The following is a 19,163-nucleotide window of genomic DNA, read 5'->3' on the forward strand; positions in this document are numbered from 1 at the left end:
GACATTCCATTTCGGCTTGCTACTATATTCTCATTCCGGCAGTTCAGTGCTTTCTGATAATAATCCGATGAGAAACCTACGATGAAACAACAACAGTTACCGAAAGATTTTCTGTGGGGCGGCGCCGTGGCGGCGCACCAGGTTGAGGGCGGTTGGGATCAGGGCGGCAAAGGTCCAAGCATCGCCGACGTTCTGTCGGGCGGTTCTCACGGTGTGGATCGCGTTATGACCGACGGCGTGCAGGAAGGCTATCGTTACCCTAATCACCAAGCGGTGGACTTTTACGGCCGTTACAAGCAGGACGTGGCGTTATTCGCCGAAATGGGCTTTAAATGCTTCCGCACCTCTATCGCCTGGACGCGTATCTTCCCGAATGGCGATGAACATGAGCCAAACGAAGCCGGTCTGCAGTTTTACGACGATTTGTTTGATGAACTGCTGAAATACAATATCCAGCCGGTGATCACCCTGTCCCACTTTGAAATGCCTTATCACCTGGTGAAGGAATATGGCGGCTGGAAGAACCGGAAGGTGGTCGATTTCTTCGTACGCTTCAGCGAAGTGGTGCTGCGCCGTTATCAGCACAAAGTGAAATACTGGATGACCTTTAATGAGATCAACAACCAGAGCAACTACCAGTATCCGCTGTTTGGCTACTGCTGCTCCGGCGTGGTGTATACCCAGGAAGAGAACCCGGAGCAGACGCTTTATCAGGTCTTGCACCATCAGTTTGTTGCCAGCGCCCTGGTAGTGAAACTCGGTCACCAGATTAACCCGGAATTCCAAATTGGCTGCATGCTGGCCTGCGTCCCCTTCTACCCGTACTCCTGCAAACCGGACGACGTCATGTACAGCGTCGAAGCCATGCACTCGCGCTACCTGTACACCGACGTACAAGTGCGCGGCTACTATCCGTCGTACCTGCTGCGTGACTGGGAGCGCAAAGGCTTCCAGATTGAGATGCAACCGCAGGACGAACAAACCCTGCGCGAAGGTTGCGCGGACTACATCGGTTTCAGCTACTACATGAGCAACGCCCTGCAGGCCGATGCGGTGAGCAGCGACAACGAAATGTTCAGTTTCCCCGGTAACGTCCCGAACCCGCATGTCAAAGCCTCGGACTGGGGCTGGCAAATTGACCCGGTCGGGCTGCGTTACTCGCTGAACGTTTTGTACGAGCGTTACCAGAAACCGCTGTTTATCGTTGAGAACGGCTTCGGTGCATTCGACAAGGTAGAGGCTGACGGCCAGATCAACGATGACTATCGTATCGACTATCTGCGCGCGCACATTGAACAGATGAAAAAAGCGGTCATCGAAGACGGCGTGGACCTGATTGGTTACACCCCGTGGGGCTGCATTGACTGCGTGTCCTTCACCACCGGTGAATACGGCAAGCGTTACGGCTTTATCTACGTCGACAAACACGATGATGGCACCGGCACCCTCGAGCGTTCGCGCAAAAAGAGTTTCGACTGGTACCGCACCGTGATCGCCAGCAACGGCGAACAGCTTTAATCAGGGTGAATTTCTTCAGGGCGGTTTTACCGCCCTTTTTCATGCCCACGATATAACCTCATGCGGTATCGATAAAACATTACCGTCACCGCATGACAGCAGCGTAACCTGCACTTGCAGTTACCGGCTAGGGGGTCATAAACTTCTCATAGTTCTGGGGAGTAACCAGTTGGAAAGGAATAAAGTTCACGTCCTTGATAGCTTCCCCCTTTGCCGCTTGCTCCGCCATATCGACCGCGCCGTAGGCCTGCGATTTGGCATCCTGGAACACTGTGACCGTCAGCATGCCCTTTTTTATCGCCTGCAGGCCATTTGGTCCGCCATCGGTTCCACCAATCAGAATATCTTTACCGACGCTCTTGCCATTACTTTTAATCGCCATAGCTGCGCCAATCGCCATTTCATCAGCATTAGAGGAAAGAATATCGATTTTGTCGCCTGACAATATCCAGTTATTCATCAGATTCATGCCATCTTCACGCATCCACTTGGCCGTGTCTTCCAGAATGACGTGCATGTTGGGATTCTTGGCAATAATCTCTTTCGCCCCTTGGGTTCTAAAACGAGTGGCATCGTTACTCAATAGCCCTTTCATAATGGCGACGTTGACGCTTTTACGATCCTTGACCAGTTCAGCCAGGTATTGCATCTGTAACCTGCCGGCTTCAATCTCGTCGCTGCCGATATAACTGATGCCATTGCCCATGGTGGAGTCCGAGGGCATACGGTTAAGATAAATCAGCGGTATTTTGGCCTTTCTGGCGGCCTCGGTGATATTTTTGGTGCCCTGGGTGTCGACCGGATTAACAATAATCACGTCCACTTTCCCATTGATGAAACTCTGCACCTGACTCAGTTGCTTATCTACCGCCCCCTGGGCATCTTCAAACTGTAATTTTAGATCCGGGTGTGTTTTTGCTCTTTCGATAATGTAGCCACGTAACCTCGAGAGAAAAACATCATCCATTTGGGCAATGCTGACGCCAACCTGCACAGCAAATACCGAAGGGCTGAGCGAGAGCAATGAAAGACAGAGTAAGATAATTTTCTTCATAATCGTTTTCCCATTAATGGTGAATAGCGTGTAATTTCAGTACGAAGGGTTAATTATTTACTGCTATGACATTGCGTTGGCCTGTACGGCATAGCTAACGCAGGTGACGCCGCCCGTACGTCAGAACATCCCAAAAGGAACCTGCCATACGAACGGACTCGTCAGAGTGCGATCCAGTTTCGTTCCGCGGATGAGCGTACCGCAGCGTCCACCAGACGCTGTATTTCAACCGCCTCTTTAAAATCTGGCCCTTGTGAGTCTCCCTGCTGAATTGACTGAATGAACTCAAGCATTTCAATGGTTTTTAGATCGTTGAACCCCAGTTGGTGCCCCGGAGCCGGACAAAAAAGCCCGTAAGGCGCGTGCTCCGGCCCGGCAACCAGCGTTTTAAAGCCGTTCAGGCCGCTAGGGCCGTCATAACGGAAATACTGGATTTCGTTAAAACGTTCCTGATTGAAGCTCAGGGCCCCCTGGGTACCGGTGACTTCAAACCCCAGCTGCATTTTATGGCCCGTGGCGACCCAGTTGGCTTCTATATGACCGCGGCAGCCACGAGCAAATATCAGGGTCAGACGCGCAATGTCGTCAACCTCTACCGGTTTCAGCACCCTCGAACCTGCGCTTTCCGGCCGAGCTTTAATCACCGTATCGAGATCGGCGAACACTTCGCTTACCGGGCCGAGCAAAAATCTGGCCATACCCAAAATATGGCTGCCCAAATCCGCCACCGCGCCGGCCCCTCCGGCCGGATCTAACCGCCACGACCAGGGGATTGCAGGATCCGCCATGAAATCCTCCGCGTGGATCCCCCTAAAGCCGGTAATCTCGCCTAAATCGCCGTTGGCTATCATCTGGCGAGCCAACTTCAGCAACGGGTTTTTAATGTAATTGAACCCCACCTGGGTGAAGACACCGGCTTTCTCTGCCGCAAGGCGCATTCGCTCAGCGGTCTCGCTGTCCGGTGCCAAGGGCTTTTCACAGTGCACATGTTTCCCCGCCGCGATGGCGGCAAGGGCCTGTTCGGCGTGAAACCTGTTTGGTGAGGTTATCGAAATAACATCAATATCCGGATCGTCGATCAGATCTTGCCAGCGTTGGGTCCAGCGCATAAAACCAAACTGCTGCGCGGCGCTTTCAGCCGCAGCGGCGTCAATATCCGCCACGCTGATTAATACCGGCTGAATATCACCGGAAAGCGTGGCAGCGGCACGCCAGGCTCTGGCGTGCGATTTCCCCATAAAGCCGGTGCCAATAAGTCCAATACCGATTTTTTGCATCGCCATTCTCCTCAATCCAGCGCCACAGCCGCATGAGTGTCTGCGGAAAGCTGAGCGGCATCCGCCAACCTCAGGGCCATGCAACCGTCATGCACCGTGATCGGCATAGGTGTGCCCTGCTTAATTGCCGAGATAAAAGCGTCTATTTCCAGCCGGTAGGCATCGCTATAGCGCTCCATGAAGAAGTTAAGCAATGGCCCACGCGCTTCGGTTTCTTGCTTGCTATAACGTCTAACCGGAGTCGCCCGCAGGTTGTCATTCAACAACATCCCCCCGGAACCGAAGACCTCCATACGTTGGTCATAGCCATAGATTGCCTGGCGACTGCAGTTGATCTGACACTGTTTGCCTGAGGCGGTGCGCAATTGCACCATTACAGTGTCATAATCGCCCAACGCCTCCAGTTCAGGGGCGAACAGACGGCTGCCGGTTGCAAACACCTCCACCGGCTCTTCGCCCAGGATCCAGCGGGCAAGGTCAAAATCGTGGATCACCATGTCGCGGAAAATTCCTCCCGAGTTTTTCAAATAGCCCATGGGCGCCAATCCAGGATCTCGACTGGTAATGATCACCTGATGAAGGTCGCCAATATCGCCACTGCGGATACGTTGGTTAATCTCACTAAACCCCAGATCAAACCGGCGATTGAAGCCCAGCATGACCTGACTGGCATGCTCGCCCAGTGCCCTTTGCGCCGCATACGCCTTGTTGATATCCAAATCCACCGGCTTTTCGCACAGTACCGCCTTGCCGGCTTTAGCCGCGGCCAGCATCAGATCAATATGGGTATGCGTGGGTGTGCCTATGATGACGGCATCAATATCAGGGTTTTGAATGGCTTCAAGCGGGTCAGCTAACGCAACGCCCCCCCAGGCCGCGGTCAACGCTTTGGCATTTTCGATAACAGGGTCTGCAACAGCGGTAAGAAAAGCATCGTTATGACGAGCCACATTCGCCGCATGTACCTGACCGATACGCCCGGCACCGAGAATCGCAATTCTGATCATGACAGTCTCCATAAGAAGTCAGTTATTTATGGCCATGAAGCTTCAGGGCCTGCTGATTAACCACCAGTCCGCTCTCGAGCTGACCATTGAAAAAATCGAGGATATTGGAAGCGGCCGACACTGACATTCGCATCGCCGCCTCTGCAGTGAGCCCGGCAGAGTGTGGCGTGAGGATCAGCCGTTCAGTTTGCGCTAACAGTGTCGAGCCCAGGTTTGCCGGCTCCTGTTTCAGCACGTCTAAACCGGCGCCGCCGAGATGTCCGCTTTGCAAGGCTTCCGCGAGCGCCTCTTCATCGACAATTCCCCCTCGTGCGGTGTTGATCAACAGTGCGCCCGGTTTCATCGTCGCCAACTGCTGTCGGCCAATCAGCGGTTTCTCGTCACTGAGTGGAAGGTGAACAGTGACCGCATCGGCGGTCTTCAGCCCTGTGCTGATGTCACCCATTCTTTCAACGCCGAGCTGGGTAAACACCTCGTCTGGAAGATAGGGATCGTAGGCCGTAACGCGCATGCGGAAACTTTTAGCCAACCGGGCCACCTCCCTGCCAATACGGCCGAAACCCAGGATGAAAAGCGTCCTTCCGGCCATTTCCATCGCGGAAAACCCGTTGCGTCTGTTCCATTCACCTTCACGAATACTGCGGTCGAAGTAACAGAGACGTTTAGCCAAAGCCAACAGCAAGGAGAAGGTATGTTCAGCTACCGACAGTGAATTGACATCGCCGATAATGGTCAGTGGGATCTGTCGTTCGGTCAAAGCCGCCACGTCCACCGAGTCATAACCCACGCCATGGCGCGAGACGATCCTGAGTCGCCGAGCCGTCTGGATTTCTTTCGCGCTCAAGGGTTGGGTGCGAATCAACAATGCATCGGCCTCGGCAAGATAAGGCGCGTAACTTTCCACGCTCACTTCCGCCACCAGCTGTACCGTAAAGCCAGGTGCGTTGCGTAAGATGGCCAAACCGGCATCGTGGATTTTTCCGGCCACCAGTACATGCGGCATTTCAGTATCCTCCCCGAACGGCGTGCTCTGCGTCTTTGACTTCGCCATTCAACTGACGAAACTGCGCCACGCTGGCTGAAGCCGCGGACCGCAGCAGTTGTACGTCGTTGGATACCGTCACCAGGTCAAAGCCCCATTCAGCGGCTTGCGCGGCATAGGCGGCAGTGCCGTTATGCAACCCTGCCTTCTTGCCTGCACGATGCGCCGTGGCCAGGATATGCTTTATGGCTTCGATGATTTCGGGCTCGTCTCGATCAAACCCGGTACGGTATTTTCGACCGGTCAAGCCAAGCGTCAGATCCGCCGGGCCGATGTAAACGCCGTCCAGACCTGGCGTAGCCACAATGGATTCGATATTTTCAACGGCCTCGGCCGTCTCGATCATAGCCAGACAGACCACCTGCTCATCGGCAAATTGACCATAGTCCGCTCCGGCAGAAATCACCGCACGGGTGGGGCCGAAACTCCGGCTGCCAGTGGGGGGATAACGCACGCAGGAAACCAGGGTACGGGCCTGTTTGGCAGTGTTTACCATCGGGCAAATAATGCCCCAGGCCCCGGCATCCAGCGCCTTCATGATCATACCCGGTTCGAGCCAGGGCACCCTGACCAGCGGGGCTATACCGCTGGCGCGCATCGCCTGCAGCATATGGGTTGCCTGCTCGTAACCGACAAACCCATGCTGGAGGTCTATCGTGAGCGCATCGTACCCCTGCTCAGCCATAATCTCGGCGGTAAAGGAACTGGCAACGCTCAGCCAGCCGTTCAACACCGTTTGCCCCTCATCCCAACGCTTTTTGACGTTATTGCGTTTCATTGCGGCTCCTTAAACCACGATCTGTGCAAGTTTGGTGTTCATGTAGTCGTGGATACCTTCTGAACCCCCTTCACGTCCCATACCGCTGGCCTTGATCCCCCCGAACGGCACTTCAGCCGCTGCCAGCGCATAGCTGTTGATCCCCACCATGCCGGACTCGAAGCGAGAAACGGCTTCGCGGATCCGAGCCGGATCTCGCGTAAAGGCATAGGCCGAGAGAGCAAAATTGGAATTGTTAACCCTGTCCCATAAGGCTTCGCTGTCGCTAAAAGAAGTGATTGCCGCAATGGGGCCGAAATTCTCCTCAGCCATTGCGAGCGCATCGTCGGGTAAATCGGCAATCACCGTGGGCGCATAAAAATAGCCCCCGCCAAGTTCAAGACGATGCCCGCCAGTCACCACCCTTCCGCCTTTGGCGCGCGCGTCGGTAACGATGTCTTCGATCGCGTGAAGCCGTTTCATGTTGATAAGCGGCCCCATGGTGGTGCCCTCATCGAGCCCATAACCCACATTCAGCTGGCTGGCTCGCCGAGCGAAGCCTTCCACAAAGGCCTGATAGCAGTGTTCATGGACATAAAAACGATCGCCGGTTACACACACCTGACCACTGTTGGCAAATTTCGTGGCAACTGAGAGATCTAGCGCTTTATCGATATCGGCGTCGTTAAAAATGACTACTGGCGCATTGCCGCCCAACTCCATGCTGAGCCGCTTGATGGTTGATGCAGAATCGCGGATCATCTGCCGACCGATTTGCGTGGAGCCAGTCAGGGAAACCTTCCTGACCGTTGGCGATGACATTAAAGGCCCATAGGTGGTTGCAGTCGGCCCCACCACCAGGTTGGCGACGCCGGCCGGCAGCCCAGCCTGACGCAAACATTCGAAGATCAGCATCGCGGAACCCGGTACTTCACTCGAAGGACGTAATACCACCGTACAGCCTGCGGCAAGTGCGGGGGCCAGTTTGCGGGCCACCAATACCACCGGGAAATTCCAGGCGGTGAACGCCGCCACCACGCCGATCGGCTCATGCAGGACTTCGCAGCGGCCTGCGGGAACGCGACTTTCGACAATTCGCCCATAGATGCGCCGCGCCTCTTCCGCATGCCAAATAAACTGATCGACAGACAGCTCCCATTCACGTTTTGCCTGCGCCAAGGGTTTGCCACTTTCTTTCGAAACCATCACTGCAGCTTCTTGCGTTATCGCCACCATGGCACGCGCTACCGCCTGAAGCAGATCCGCTCGTTGCCAGGCCGGTGTGTTTTTCCAGCCGGGAAATGCTCGATCGGCACAGTCCAACGCAACCAGCGTATCCACCGCAGACGCCGCCTTAATCTGACCCAACTCGCAGCCCTTGCCCGGGTCGATCACCGTTATCCTTTCGGTGCCACGGCCGGTACACCACTCACCGTTGATAAACTGTCCAAAATTGTCATACATGATGGGTTGTCCCTCAGCATTTTGCTTCGGCAGAGTGCCGCTAAAGCATCAATATTTGCAATACTAGACACACAGCAATAAAAGTTGCAACAACACCACCTTGGGCAAAAAATCATAATTAAAATCGATTTAAACTCAAATATATCAAGACATTAAAAATTATTTTGGTTTGAAAATTTCAATGCGCACCCGTAATTGAAATAAATATTTTAGAGATGAATCACAAATCTCACGAAGAATTTTTCCCAGCCCAAGGCAAATGAGATAGAAATAATTGCATGTGAGTTTTACTTGCAATTTTTATTGCTGTAGCGTGCTGGAAAATGACTGGCTAATGCCTGGAAAGGAAATTCTGATGGTGAAAAAAACAGACCCAACTCTGGCCACACTTAAACCGCTACCTCATGACAATTACGAGCAGGTCGTCAACGAAATCACCCGACGCTATCCGCAGTTGTCGGAGCGCTATCAGCAGGCGGCACGCTACATAACCCAGAACCCCAATACGGTTGCTCTGGAGTCGATTAACGCCGTGGCGGCCAAATGCGGATTACATCCATCGGTGTTGGTGCGTTTTGCCCAGGCTTTTGGTTATAGCGGTTTTAAACAGATGCAGAGCGTTTTCCAGACGCGGTTGGCTACGGCAGCGCCCGGTTACAACGAGCGGATCACCGCACTGGAAAATGATCTGCGAAAAAATGATGAAAAAGGCAGCTTGGGTTTCCTGCAAAGTCTGGTCATTCGTGATATCGCAACGCTGCAGGAGTTATTGAATAACATCACCGAACAGGATCTCGATGAGACCGCCCATCTGCTGAAGGAAGCTGAAACTGTCTATATTGCCGGCCAGCTGCGCTCGGAACCTGTCGCGTCGTTGATGCGGTATCTTTTAACCATGCTCAATCGTCGCGTGATACTGCTGGATGCTGCCGGAGGACTGGCACCGCAAATGGCCAACAATATGCGGGAAAATGATGTGCTTATTGCCATAGCATTTCGCCATTACGCGAAAGAAGTGATCGCCATTGCGGATGATGCCGGTGCGCGTGGCATCCCTATTGTGGCCATTACTGACAGTCAGCTTTCACCACTGGCGAAAAGTGCAAAAGTGCTGTTTACCATACCGGAAGAAGAATACAGTTTTTCGCGATCTCTGGCGGCGCCGGTGTGTCTGGCGCAGAGCATTGCGATGGCATTGGCTGCGGCATTACAGCCGGAAAAAGCCCAGCCCTGCATTGAAACCATTACCGAGCGTGAAAAACGCAGTGAGGGGAACCGCAAGCGTCATCGCAGTTGAATCACGTTTAAAACAGACTTCTGCCCTGTCGGGATGGGAGTCTTGTCGTTTGAATTTGCAATTTTTATTGCCAATTAAAATAAACAGCAATTTAAAATGCAAAAAAAATAATCATGCTGCTTTCAGGCGTTCAATCCGAATGGGGGAAGATATGGCCAAGATTCGTTGTACAGCGGCTCAGGCAGTCGTTCGTTATCTGAGCAACCAGTTTACGGAAATCGAGGGTGAACGCGTCCCGCTTTTTCCCGGCGTGTATGGGATTTTTGGCCATGGCAACGTCACCTGTCTGGGTGAAGCGCTGGAAGCAGTACAGGATATTTTGCCAACCTGGCGCGGCCAAAATGAACAATCGATGGGTTTTGCGGCTATTGGTTTTGCCAAGGCGATGGTTCGCAGGCAGATCATGGTGGTTACCGCGTCGATCGGGCCGGGTACCGCCAACCTGCTAACCGCTGCCGGCGTCGCGCACACCAGTCGTTTGCCCATGCTGATGATTTGCGGCGACAGCTTTGCGCGGCGGCATCCGGATCCGGTAATGCAACAGATCGAGCATTTCAACGATCCGACACAAACCATCAACGATGCTTTCAAAACGGTAAGCCGCTATTGGGACCGCATCACCTATCCAGAACAAATCATGTCCTCGCTACCGCAGGCTGTGGCCACCATGCTAGATCCGGGCGACTGCGGCCCGGCCTTTATCGGCATGTGTCAGGACGTGCAGGAAATGGCCTGGGATTACCCGGAAGCCTTTTTCGCCCCGCAGTTGCATCTGATGCCTCGTCCACGGCCCGATCGCCTTCAGCTTGCTCACGCAGCACAATGCCTGATGAACGCCAAACGCCCATTGATTATCTCTGGTGGAGGCGTGCGCTACTCACAGGCGGAAGCTGAACTGGAGGCTTTCGCGGTTCGCCATGGCATACCCGTCGTGGAAACCATTGCCGGTAAAGGCGCTTTTACGCATGACCACCCTATCCATATGGGGCCGATTGGTATTCTTGGCTCCACCTCAGCCAATGAGTTGGCTTCCCGAGCCGATGTCGTGGTCGCCATAGGAACCCGGTTGATGGATTTCGTCACCGGCTCATGGACGGTATTCGATCAACAGGCACAGTTCATTTCACTCAATGCTGCGCGCTTTGATGCGCATAAACACCGCGCTATTCCGCTGGTGTGCGATGCCCGTGAAGGGATTATCGAGCTAAACCATGCACTGGGCGAATGGGTGGCCGCGCCCGCCTGGTTGGCTAAGGGACGAGCGGCTTTTGCTGACTGGAACGCACTGATTGCAAAAACCCAAGAACCTGGAGTCACCGCCGATGTCCCCAGCTACGCCCAGGTGATCGGCGTGGTGAATGCAGTGGCGGCGCCGGAAGATTACATCATCAGTGCCGCCGGCGGGCTGCCTGGCGAGTTGGTGAAAGGCTGGCGTGTCAAAGATCCCGGCACCTTCGATTGCGAGTTCGGTTTTTCCTGTATGGGTTATGAGCTCTCTGCAGGCTGGGGAGCCGCCATGGCGGGCAAAAAACAGGATGTCTTCGTCATGATTGGGGACGGCACCTACATGATGATGAACTCAGATATCTATTCGAGCGTACTGTCCGGTCATAAATTTATTTTACTGGTGTGCGACAACGGCGGTTATGCGGTGATCAACCGTTTGCAGAACGCCAAAGGCGGTGCTTCCTTCAATAACCTATTGAAGGATTGCCGCGTGAAAGAGCCTTTCCCGGTGGATTTCGTCGCCAATGCCGAGTCGATGGGGGCTTATGCCCGCAAGGTGACCTCGCTCGAACAGCTTGAAGACGCCCTTAAATGGGCCAAAGGCAACGATCGTACCACGGTAATTTCCATTGCCACCGACGCCCACCACTGGACGCCCGGAGATGCATGGTGGGATGTCGGCGTGCCGGAAGTGAGCGAGCGCGAGAGCGTTAACCAGGCGTATCGCGAACATCTCGAAGGACGCAAAAATCAGCGTATCGGCATTTAAAGAAGGGGCAGAACATGGTTCTTAAAGCAAAGCTTGGCATCGCGCCTATCGCTTGGTCGAATGACGATCTCCCTCAGCTAGGGGGCGAAACCTCGTTGGCAACCTGCCTGTTTGAAAGCCACCTTGCGGGGTTTCAGGGCGTTGAAACGGGCGGCAAATTCCCAAAAACCAGTGAGGAGCTCAAACCTACCCTGAAATACTTCCAGCTTGAACTGGTCTCGGGATGGTATTCGGGCACGCTGCTTGATAACAGCCTGAACGAAGAAATCAGCCGTTCGCTGCCACAAATGCAACTTTTCCGCGACTGCGGTGCCGCCTGCCTGGTTTACGGAGAGACTGCCGGTACCATCCAGAACCGGCAGAACGTCCCCCTGGCTGAACGACGTCGGTTGTCCGACGCAGAAATCAGCGAGTACGGCGACAAACTGTCTCGGTTCGCCGCCTTCTGCAAGGATTTCGGCGTGCCACTCGCCTTCCATCATCATATGGGCACGGCAATTGAAGATGAACAGGATATTGACCGCTTAATGGCGGCAACCAGTAAAGACGTTGGCCTGTTATTTGATACCGGACATTTGGTGTTCGCCGGCGTGGACCCTGTCAGGGTGCTGGAAAAACATGGCGATCGCATCATCCATGTGCATACCAAAGATGTCCGTTTGGACGTGCTAAACGGTATCGACCGCCATAAAGACTCTTTTCTGGATGCCGTATTGAAGGGGGTTTATACCGTACCGGGTGATGGATCCATCGATTTCACCGCCGTCATTAATAAGCTTGCCGCTATAGGTTATCAGGGGTGGTTTGTGGTTGAAGCCGAACAGGATCCGGCCAAAGCGCCGCCCCTTGAGTATGCCCGTCTCGGCTATAACACCCTGTGCAAAGCGCTCAGCGCGGCAGGCTATCGCTATACAGAAGGAGATATATGATGGATCAGTTAGTCGGAAAAGTGGCCGTCATCACCGGTGGCACGCAGGGGCTGGGGGCCGCAATCGCGCGCCATTTTAGCCAGCAAGGGGCCGCCGGGGTGATTATTTGCGGAAGAAACCAGGCAAAAGGCGCAGAAATCGCTGAGAGGTTAAATGCAGAAACTGACACCCCAGTGATTTTTGTACGCGCCGATTTATCTTCCGTGGAAGACTGTCGCCGGGTTATCGCTAAAACAGATGAATTATTTGGCCGCGTCGATGTTCTGGTCAACGCCGGGGGCATGACCGATCGCGGCACCATCATCGATACGGCCCCCGAGCTGTTCGACAAGATGTTTGCCACCAATGTTCGCGGGCCGTTTTATCTGATGCAAGAGTCGATAAAAATTATGCGTCGTGAAAATACGGCGGGCAGCATTGTTAACATCTGTTCCATGTCAGCGTTGGCCGGGCAGCCTTTTATCTCCGCCTACTGTTCGTCGAAAGGCGCATTGGCTACGTTGACACGCAACACCGCCTACGCCCTGTTACGCAACCGGATCCGCGTCAATGGTCTGAACATCGGGTGGATGGCATCCGAAGGGGAAGACCGCATAATGAAGCAATATCATGGTGCCGAGGATAACTGGCTGGAAAAAGCCGCCGCCGAGCAGCCTTTTGGTCGTTTGATTCAGCCAGAAGAAGTGGCACGTACCGTCGCTTTCCTGGCCAGCGATGAATCCGGCCTGATGACCGGTTCTATCGTTAACTTCGATCAGTCAGTCTGGGGGGGTTACGATCAGACGCCCTCTCCCTCCGCCCCGCTCTGATTCCTGCTTGCCACGCACATAAAAAGACACCCTGCACTACTCGCAGGGTGTCGGGTCAAAACTGTATTAGCGACTTCCAAGGCGACAACATTTGCCCAAAAATTCACCAAGCCATTTATTTTCCTTAGGCTGCATTCTATTAATGCAGGGTATTACTTCAGATTAAGCATCTTCCCAAGCAAAATGTCTGTGGGTTCGAGGATATCCGTATCAATCCCTGCAGAGGGGGTGAAGGTCAACTCGCCAAAGATGACTTTGCCATTGGAGATATAGAAATCGACACGAACAAACTCGAAGGGCGCCGACAATTTTCTCGCGTATTCAAAAAGATCGTCGTAACCCTCGGGTTTAACAAAAGCGTCGATCTCTTCTGGGCTAAGGGCCAGGCAGTCTTGGCTGTAGCACAGGAACTTGAAGTCTTTGTCAAAAAAGTAATATTTCGGCATGCCTTTATCCCTACCGACACAGAGTAACGTGCAGTAAGGTACGCCATTGAAACAGTATATTTTATAGTCTTCCGGACCATGGCCACCTGCAGACTCTATATACCTTTCACCTATTATCTTTTTATTTATCTTTTTATAGTTTAATTCTGCATAGACTTTCCAGTAGTCCTCTCGCATCCAGTTATCTATGATTTTAGAGGCTCGCCCAATGTCCAACTTACTTTTGTCCTGGCAAATCAGGTTGTAACCAGAACCATGGTTACCCTTGATCACAAACTTTTCGGGTAACGTATCCCAGGGGATCTCATGTACAGAGTCGCAGGCGAAGTACAGCTCGTTTAGAATTTCTTCACATCCCTGCGCCTTCAAATACTCTCGCACTGCGTATTTATCGGCACACTGCGTAACCAGCGCGTTGTTACTGTAATCGTTAAGTTTTAGATAATTTATTTTCTCGTTCCACGTTACCGGTGGATTGAGATTCAATTTTTTCCCGAATGCCTTTTTGTAGATAAATTTTGTCTTGAAGGTCGGCGTAAATGTCGCCAGTTGATTCATGATAAATTTATTAATATTTCTTCTCATACACCCTGTCTCATCATTTGACGACAAAATTAAAACGGTGACTGAATGGCACCAAAGGAAGCTGAAGCTATAGGTTGTTGCTGCTCACTGCGCCATTGGATCATCGCTGGGGGCGTGCTCAGATCAAATTGGTCATGGCCTAATGCGCGATTGAGGATCCGGGCCGAACGCCAGGCCATCAGACTGAGTTGAGGATCGGCAATACCGTGGTGGTGCATGCTGGCGTTAACGGCAAACAAGCAGTTCTCAGCTTCACCTTCGCGCTCAAAGGTGAAATCAGAGGCAATACGGTATTGCCCATCGGCGGTGGTTGATAGACCATGAGCCAGAGATTCAAGAAACGCCGGGCGCACCTGTTGGTAACCGGTAGCAAAAATCACCACGTCTGCATCAACGATTTCGTAGCCTTGATCAAGGTGATGCTGCGTCTCTAACCGATAGAAATTATCTTTGGCTGTAAGGGCGGTCACTGAACGGCTGGGCAACAGTTTCACCCATCGTTTCTCGCGAAGTACATCGAAGCGGTGATACATGGCACGATAGATAGCTAACAGAGACTCGCTGGTGATGCCATCAGATGTCATCTTTTGCTCATGCAACATGTGTTGCTTGGCTGAGTTGTTTAGCGTGCAGAATTTCTCGACATATTCTGGCGTAAAATACTCGTTGGCAAATGCCGCTTCATCAAGCGCGTTGTAGTTATTGCGGCGGGAAATCCAACTCAGCTGTTCTGGTTGGCCCCATTGCCCCTGAAAAATATTCAGGAACAGATCGGCCCCGCTTTGCCCCCCACCCACGATCGCCACACGTTTTCCGGTCAGGTTAGGCTGGCGTAACATCATTTCGCTGGCGTGGAAGCATTGATCATTTTGCTGAGTCACACAGTCTGGCAGCTTAATTTGTTTGCCGATGCCTACACAAAGGTGTTTGGCGTAAAATACGTCGTTTTGAGTGGTAACGACAAACTGTCGCTGACGGTCATCAAACTCCACCCGCTGAACCTCTTGGTTGAACACCAGTGAGTCCAACCCCGTTGCAGCCCAGTTGAGATAATCGGCAAACTCTTCACGAGAGGCGGTACGCTGTTCGCTGGTCAGAAAACGGTAGAACTTTTTCCGCTTCACCAGATAGTTGAGAAAACTGTAAGGATTGGTGGGTGAAACCGCCGTCACCAGATCCTTCAAAAAGTGGGTCTGCATACTGCTATCTGCCAGGATCATGCCCGGATGCCAAGAAAAGTGCGGTTTGCGCTCGAGGAATTTGCAATTAAACCCTTCGATCTCGCTACCAAGCGCAGCAATACTTAGGTTGGACGGACCGATGCCAATACCGATAAAGTCCAAACGCTGGTTCATTGAGTGTGCTCCTGAGTGAATAAATCTTTTTCCAGAAATATAATATTGGTCTGGTAAAATAACGTAACGAAATTTGATCTCGGCATTGACGTTAAAATAAATCGTGCAGCAGTGGCATCTATGTAATAACGCCAGACTTATTGCCATTGAGCTCTAACATCTCACAATGAATAGCTCTAAGATCAAAAGATTAAAACAACCGCATCAACCGCCATTATTATTCTCATGAAAACCTGAACATATCTCTTTTGGACAGTCGTTCTTCAGTTAAAATAAAACCATATTCTGCAGAGTTATAAAATGACATTGCTTTGAGAGAGATTTTCAAGACAATAACATCCACTGAATTAACAGAGTAATCCATAACATGTCCCTATGTTAACTTGCCTATTAAACATGACATCTTCCTTAATTAGACATTACGTAACAAGAGTAGCTTCAAAGCGGATGACTGGCATGTGAAAAAAAATAATATTAAAACCAAAATCGACGTTGTTAATGTAAAATTAAAAGTGAAATCGTAAAAAATCATAAAATTTCATCTTGGTTTAACCAGGGTTGGAGATCGTGTTTATCAAGTGAAACCCGCCGCCAAGCGGCTCTGAGCCTGATAACTGTCCTTACCCCGTACCTTTCCCCTGCAAATCAACTCTAGTTCTAACCTTAGACAGTCTTTTGGCAATGGAGGCTTTTCAATCTACAGAAAATTCAGATATTTCACCGATTATAGCGTGCTTAACCATGACGACTCAGCCCCGTTTTCCGCTTACGTAGGCACTTTGGCATAAATGGGCACGCTCTTAACATTGAGTCGCGTTAAAACCAACGCTGTTTTCTTTCGGATCTTTTCTTTCTTGATCAATGCCAAGGAAAGTTAATATTGAAATCAGGACATATTGGCAGGAGAAAAGGAAAAAAACATCTGAGCAAATATCATCCTGTTATGGGTAGTTAATGTTCTTAGGCTATCTTAGGATTTTTATGTAAAAGGCCCCTGCTTTCGAAACAATCCGCTCACCATTAACTGCAGAGACGAAAAAAAATCAACACGATTTCATGGCATTCTTTCTCAGCACGTTTATTCCCTTCACCCTATTTTTTGAACTACCGTTTAAGCATTCAAAAACCCTAGTGAATAATTATTGCTCACGCCCCAGTATCGGCCTTTGTGTCATTATTATTACTGAGCATACTGCATCGGCGTTTAGGATGACAATGTTCACAAAGCGCTAACCTGCCAGATTGTATTACCAGCTGACCCCGGTTAATCTTAGCCGGTGTCCTCCAAATTATAAGTGACTGATGTTTTGATGAATGATGAGATACCCGCAACCAAACGCAAAAATGACCCCGTTGGCCTGAAGCAACGTATTTTCGCTGCGGCATTAAGTGAGTTTGCCGAAGCCGGTCTTAAGGGTGGACGCATGGAGAACATTGCCGAGCATGCCGCCACCACCAAACGCATGGTGGTTTATCATTTCAAGAATAAAGAATCGCTCTACATAGAGGTATTGGAACACGTCTATCAGCATATTCGCGCTCATGAGTCGGGCTTGGATTTGCATGCTTTGCCCCCGGTAGAGGCCATGACCCGACTGGTAGAAGAAAGCTTTAACTACCATGCGGAACACCCCGACTTCATACGTGTGATCTGTATGGAAAACATGATGCGCGGCCAATACATCCGTCAGTCGTCACGCATCAAGGCGCTGAATCAAAGCGCCCTGACCTTGCTGGAGGATATTTTACAACGCGGTAAACAAGGGCAGCAATTCACTCCGGACGCCTGCGCCACGGACGTGCATCGCTTGATCAGCAGTTTGTGCTTCCACTATGTTGCCAACAGGTACACCTTTAATACGTTGTTTGAAAGTCAGGAACCGCCGGAAGATCAGGTGATCCGCAACCGTCGGTTGGCCGTCGTGGCAACGCTGCGCTATGTGGCGCTTTAACTAACAACCTGAGAAAGCTGTGATGACCAAAACCTGGCTGAGAAGCGTTTACCACGCCTGATGTTTTACTGTCCGCCCCGTGGTGACCTTTGCCAGGGGGCCTAAAGTTATGGCGTCGCTGGCCATATTGAGCCATTTACCCGGATACGCGTGACGACGCCCTGCAGCGCATTACTCTGATTTCGCTACTGCCCGTTTAAAGCGCTTGTGCCGCTTGAGCCAAATATTTCGCCATCTCAGCTTCCGGCACCATGCCGCCACCGGTTGCCCACACCAGGTGGGTAGCATGGTTCATCTGCTCCTCATTCAACCCCTGGCTCGCCAACCACTCCGCATCGGCCGCTACGCGCCATGGCCCCGGCATGCCGGCTAATGCCGAAGGCTCAAGCTGAATATGTTCATGTCGATCCAACAGGCCTAACAGCGCAAACATCTCAGCATCGCTCAGGGTATAGAACCCCGCAAGCAGACGTTCCATCGCACGGCCGACAAAACCGGAGGCGCGCCCCACCGCCAATCCATCCGCGGCAGTCTGGTTGTCGATACCCAGATCCTGGACCGAGATACCGTCGTGCAGCCCGGTATGCACACCAAGCAGCATGCAAGGCGAATGCGTCGGCTCGGCAAAGATGCAACGTACGTGGTCCCCGAAGGCCAGTTTCAAGCCAAATGCCACTCCGCCAGGACCGCCGCCGACGCCACAGGGCAGATAAACAAACAAAGGATGCTGAGCATCGACCCGAATGCCGCTCTCGGCAAACTGGCGTTTCAGCCGCCCACCGGCCACGGCATAACCCAGAAACAGCGTCTGCGAGTTTTCGTCATCGATGAAGAAGCAGCGTGGATCGCTCGCCGCCTGCAAACGGCCCTGTTCAACAGCGACCCCATAATCTTGTTCATATTCCACCACGTTGACGCCGTTATCGCGCAGCTTTTGCTTTTTCCATTCGCGGGCATCCGCCGACATGTGCACGCTGACGCTAAAGCCGAGGCGAGCGCTGATAATGCCGATTGACATGCCTAGGTTGCCAGTCGACCCTACGGCAATGCGATAGCCGCCGAAAAACTCGCGGAACTCCGGCGAAAACAGCTTGGCGTAGTCATCCGTCAACTGCAGCAGCCCGGCTTCCAGAGCCAGCTTTTCCGCATGCGCCAGCACCTCGTAAATACCGCCGCGAGCCTTGATCGAACCGGAGATCGGCAGATGGCTGTCTTTTTTAAGCAGTAACCGCCCGCCCAATGTCAGGCCATAGCGTTGATTCAATGCCGTTTGCATCGCAGGCAGAGCGACAACCTCAGACTCGATTACCCCTTTAGTGGCTTGAGTTTCGGGGAAGGCTACGCTCAGGTAAGGCGCAAAACGCGCCAGCCGCTGTTCTGCCTCAGCTACGTCTTCAGCGCCCAGCCCGACGTGGGGCAAGCCGACCTGCAAAGTCGTCGCTTGCGGGTTGAACCAGGTCACCGGCTTAAGGTCGATCAGCTCCTGCACCAGCGGGAATTGCGTCACTAATTGCTGAATCTGTGTCTTTTCCATTGTTTTTCTCTGCGCTGCAAAAAGGTTAGCCCTAGAGTGCAGCGATTCGCCTGAGCTGACAAATGATAAAAAATCAGCTTTAGATGAGCAGTATTGATGCAATAAGGTGATTTACGTCAATTTATAAACTTTTTGTAGGTT

Annotated in this window: 15 protein-coding genes; 6 read left to right on the forward strand and 9 right to left on the reverse strand. The window is 52.2% G+C overall.

The window, feature by feature from the left end:
- The first annotated feature begins 81 nt into the window (after positions 1 to 81).
- A complete protein-coding gene (locus M495_RS12185; RefSeq protein WP_020826965.1) occupies positions 82 to 1,518 on the forward strand; it encodes a 6-phospho-beta-glucosidase in 1,437 nt (478 codons plus the stop codon).
- 127 nt (positions 1,519 to 1,645) lie between these two features.
- On the opposite strand, the gene M495_RS12190 is transcribed toward M495_RS12185, so the two are convergent.
- From M495_RS12190 to M495_RS12215, 6 genes are all read right to left on the reverse strand, one after another.
- Positions 1,646 to 2,572, reverse strand: coding sequence for a substrate-binding domain-containing protein (locus tag M495_RS12190; protein WP_020826966.1), 927 nt, complete (start codon positions 2,570 to 2,572; stop codon positions 1,646 to 1,648).
- 161 nt (positions 2,573 to 2,733) lie between these two features.
- Positions 2,734 to 3,855: a Gfo/Idh/MocA family protein gene (locus M495_RS12195; RefSeq protein ID WP_236615031.1), complete on the reverse strand. Its 1,122-nt coding sequence runs from the start codon at positions 3,853 to 3,855 to the stop codon at positions 2,734 to 2,736.
- Between the two features lie 5 nt (positions 3,856 to 3,860).
- Positions 3,861 to 4,856, reverse strand: coding sequence for an inositol 2-dehydrogenase (gene iolG, locus M495_RS12200; RefSeq protein WP_020826968.1), 996 nt, complete (start codon positions 4,854 to 4,856; stop codon positions 3,861 to 3,863).
- A 22-nt stretch (positions 4,857 to 4,878) separates the two neighbouring features.
- The gene (locus M495_RS12205; protein WP_020826969.1) at positions 4,879 to 5,859 is read right to left on the reverse strand and encodes a hydroxyacid dehydrogenase; all 981 of its coding nucleotides are present in this window, start codon (positions 5,857 to 5,859) and stop codon (positions 4,879 to 4,881) included.
- Position 5,860: 1 nt separating this feature from the next.
- Positions 5,861 to 6,676, reverse strand: coding sequence for an HpcH/HpaI aldolase family protein (locus M495_RS12210; protein WP_020826970.1), 816 nt, complete (start codon positions 6,674 to 6,676; stop codon positions 5,861 to 5,863).
- 9 nt (positions 6,677 to 6,685) lie between these two features.
- Positions 6,686 to 8,119 (reverse strand): NAD-dependent succinate-semialdehyde dehydrogenase, encoded by a 1,434-nt coding sequence (locus M495_RS12215; protein WP_020826971.1) that lies wholly within the window; start codon positions 8,117 to 8,119, stop codon positions 6,686 to 6,688.
- A gap of 355 nt (positions 8,120 to 8,474) precedes the next feature.
- Between M495_RS12215 and M495_RS12220 the strand changes: the two genes are divergently transcribed.
- The 4 genes from M495_RS12220 to M495_RS12235 all read left to right on the forward strand — a co-directional run bounded on the left by M495_RS12220 (position 8,475) and on the right by M495_RS12235 (position 13,150).
- On the forward strand, positions 8,475 to 9,416 hold the full coding sequence (locus M495_RS12220; RefSeq protein WP_020826972.1) for a MurR/RpiR family transcriptional regulator: 942 nt from the start codon (positions 8,475 to 8,477) through the stop codon (positions 9,414 to 9,416).
- Positions 9,417 to 9,567: 151 nt separating this feature from the next.
- On the forward strand, positions 9,568 to 11,412 hold the full coding sequence (iolD, locus tag M495_RS12225) for a 3D-(3,5/4)-trihydroxycyclohexane-1,2-dione acylhydrolase (decyclizing) (protein ID WP_041415401.1): 1,845 nt from the start codon (positions 9,568 to 9,570) through the stop codon (positions 11,410 to 11,412).
- 14 nt (positions 11,413 to 11,426) lie between these two features.
- Complete coding sequence (gene iolE, locus M495_RS12230) at positions 11,427 to 12,341, forward strand: myo-inosose-2 dehydratase (RefSeq protein ID WP_020826974.1); 915 nt, start codon at positions 11,427 to 11,429, stop codon at positions 12,339 to 12,341.
- The gene (locus tag M495_RS12235; protein WP_041414571.1) at positions 12,338 to 13,150 is read left to right on the forward strand and encodes an SDR family oxidoreductase; all 813 of its coding nucleotides are present in this window, start codon (positions 12,338 to 12,340) and stop codon (positions 13,148 to 13,150) included. The genes iolE and M495_RS12235 overlap by 4 nt, the downstream gene beginning before the upstream one ends.
- A 152-nt stretch (positions 13,151 to 13,302) precedes the next feature.
- Here the strand turns inward: M495_RS12235 and M495_RS12240 are convergent, their stop codons facing one another.
- Together M495_RS12240 and M495_RS12245 are read right to left on the reverse strand one after the other, a co-directional pair.
- A complete protein-coding gene (locus tag M495_RS12240) occupies positions 13,303 to 14,181 on the reverse strand; it encodes an ATP-grasp fold amidoligase family protein (protein ID WP_020826976.1) in 879 nt (292 codons plus the stop codon).
- Between the two features lie 29 nt (positions 14,182 to 14,210).
- Entirely contained in the window at positions 14,211 to 15,536 is a 1,326-nt protein-coding gene (locus M495_RS12245; protein ID WP_020826977.1) for a lysine N(6)-hydroxylase/L-ornithine N(5)-oxygenase family protein, read from the reverse strand.
- 1,310 nt (positions 15,537 to 16,846) lie between these two features.
- On the opposite strand from M495_RS12245, the gene M495_RS12250 reads away from it, so the two are divergent.
- Complete coding sequence (locus M495_RS12250; protein ID WP_020826978.1) at positions 16,847 to 17,488, forward strand: TetR family transcriptional regulator; 642 nt, start codon at positions 16,847 to 16,849, stop codon at positions 17,486 to 17,488.
- Between the two features lie 196 nt (positions 17,489 to 17,684).
- Here the strand turns inward: M495_RS12250 and M495_RS12255 are convergent, their stop codons facing one another.
- Positions 17,685 to 19,022 carry a D-serine ammonia-lyase gene (locus tag M495_RS12255; RefSeq protein WP_020826979.1) on the reverse strand — a complete coding sequence of 446 codons (1,338 nt, stop codon included), beginning with the start codon at positions 19,020 to 19,022 and terminating at the stop codon, positions 17,685 to 17,687.
- Positions 19,023 to 19,163: the final 141 nt, after the last annotated feature.

The organism is Serratia liquefaciens ATCC 27592 (assembly GCF_000422085.1).
GTDB classification, from domain to species: Bacteria; Pseudomonadota; Gammaproteobacteria; order Enterobacterales; family Enterobacteriaceae; genus Serratia; species Serratia liquefaciens.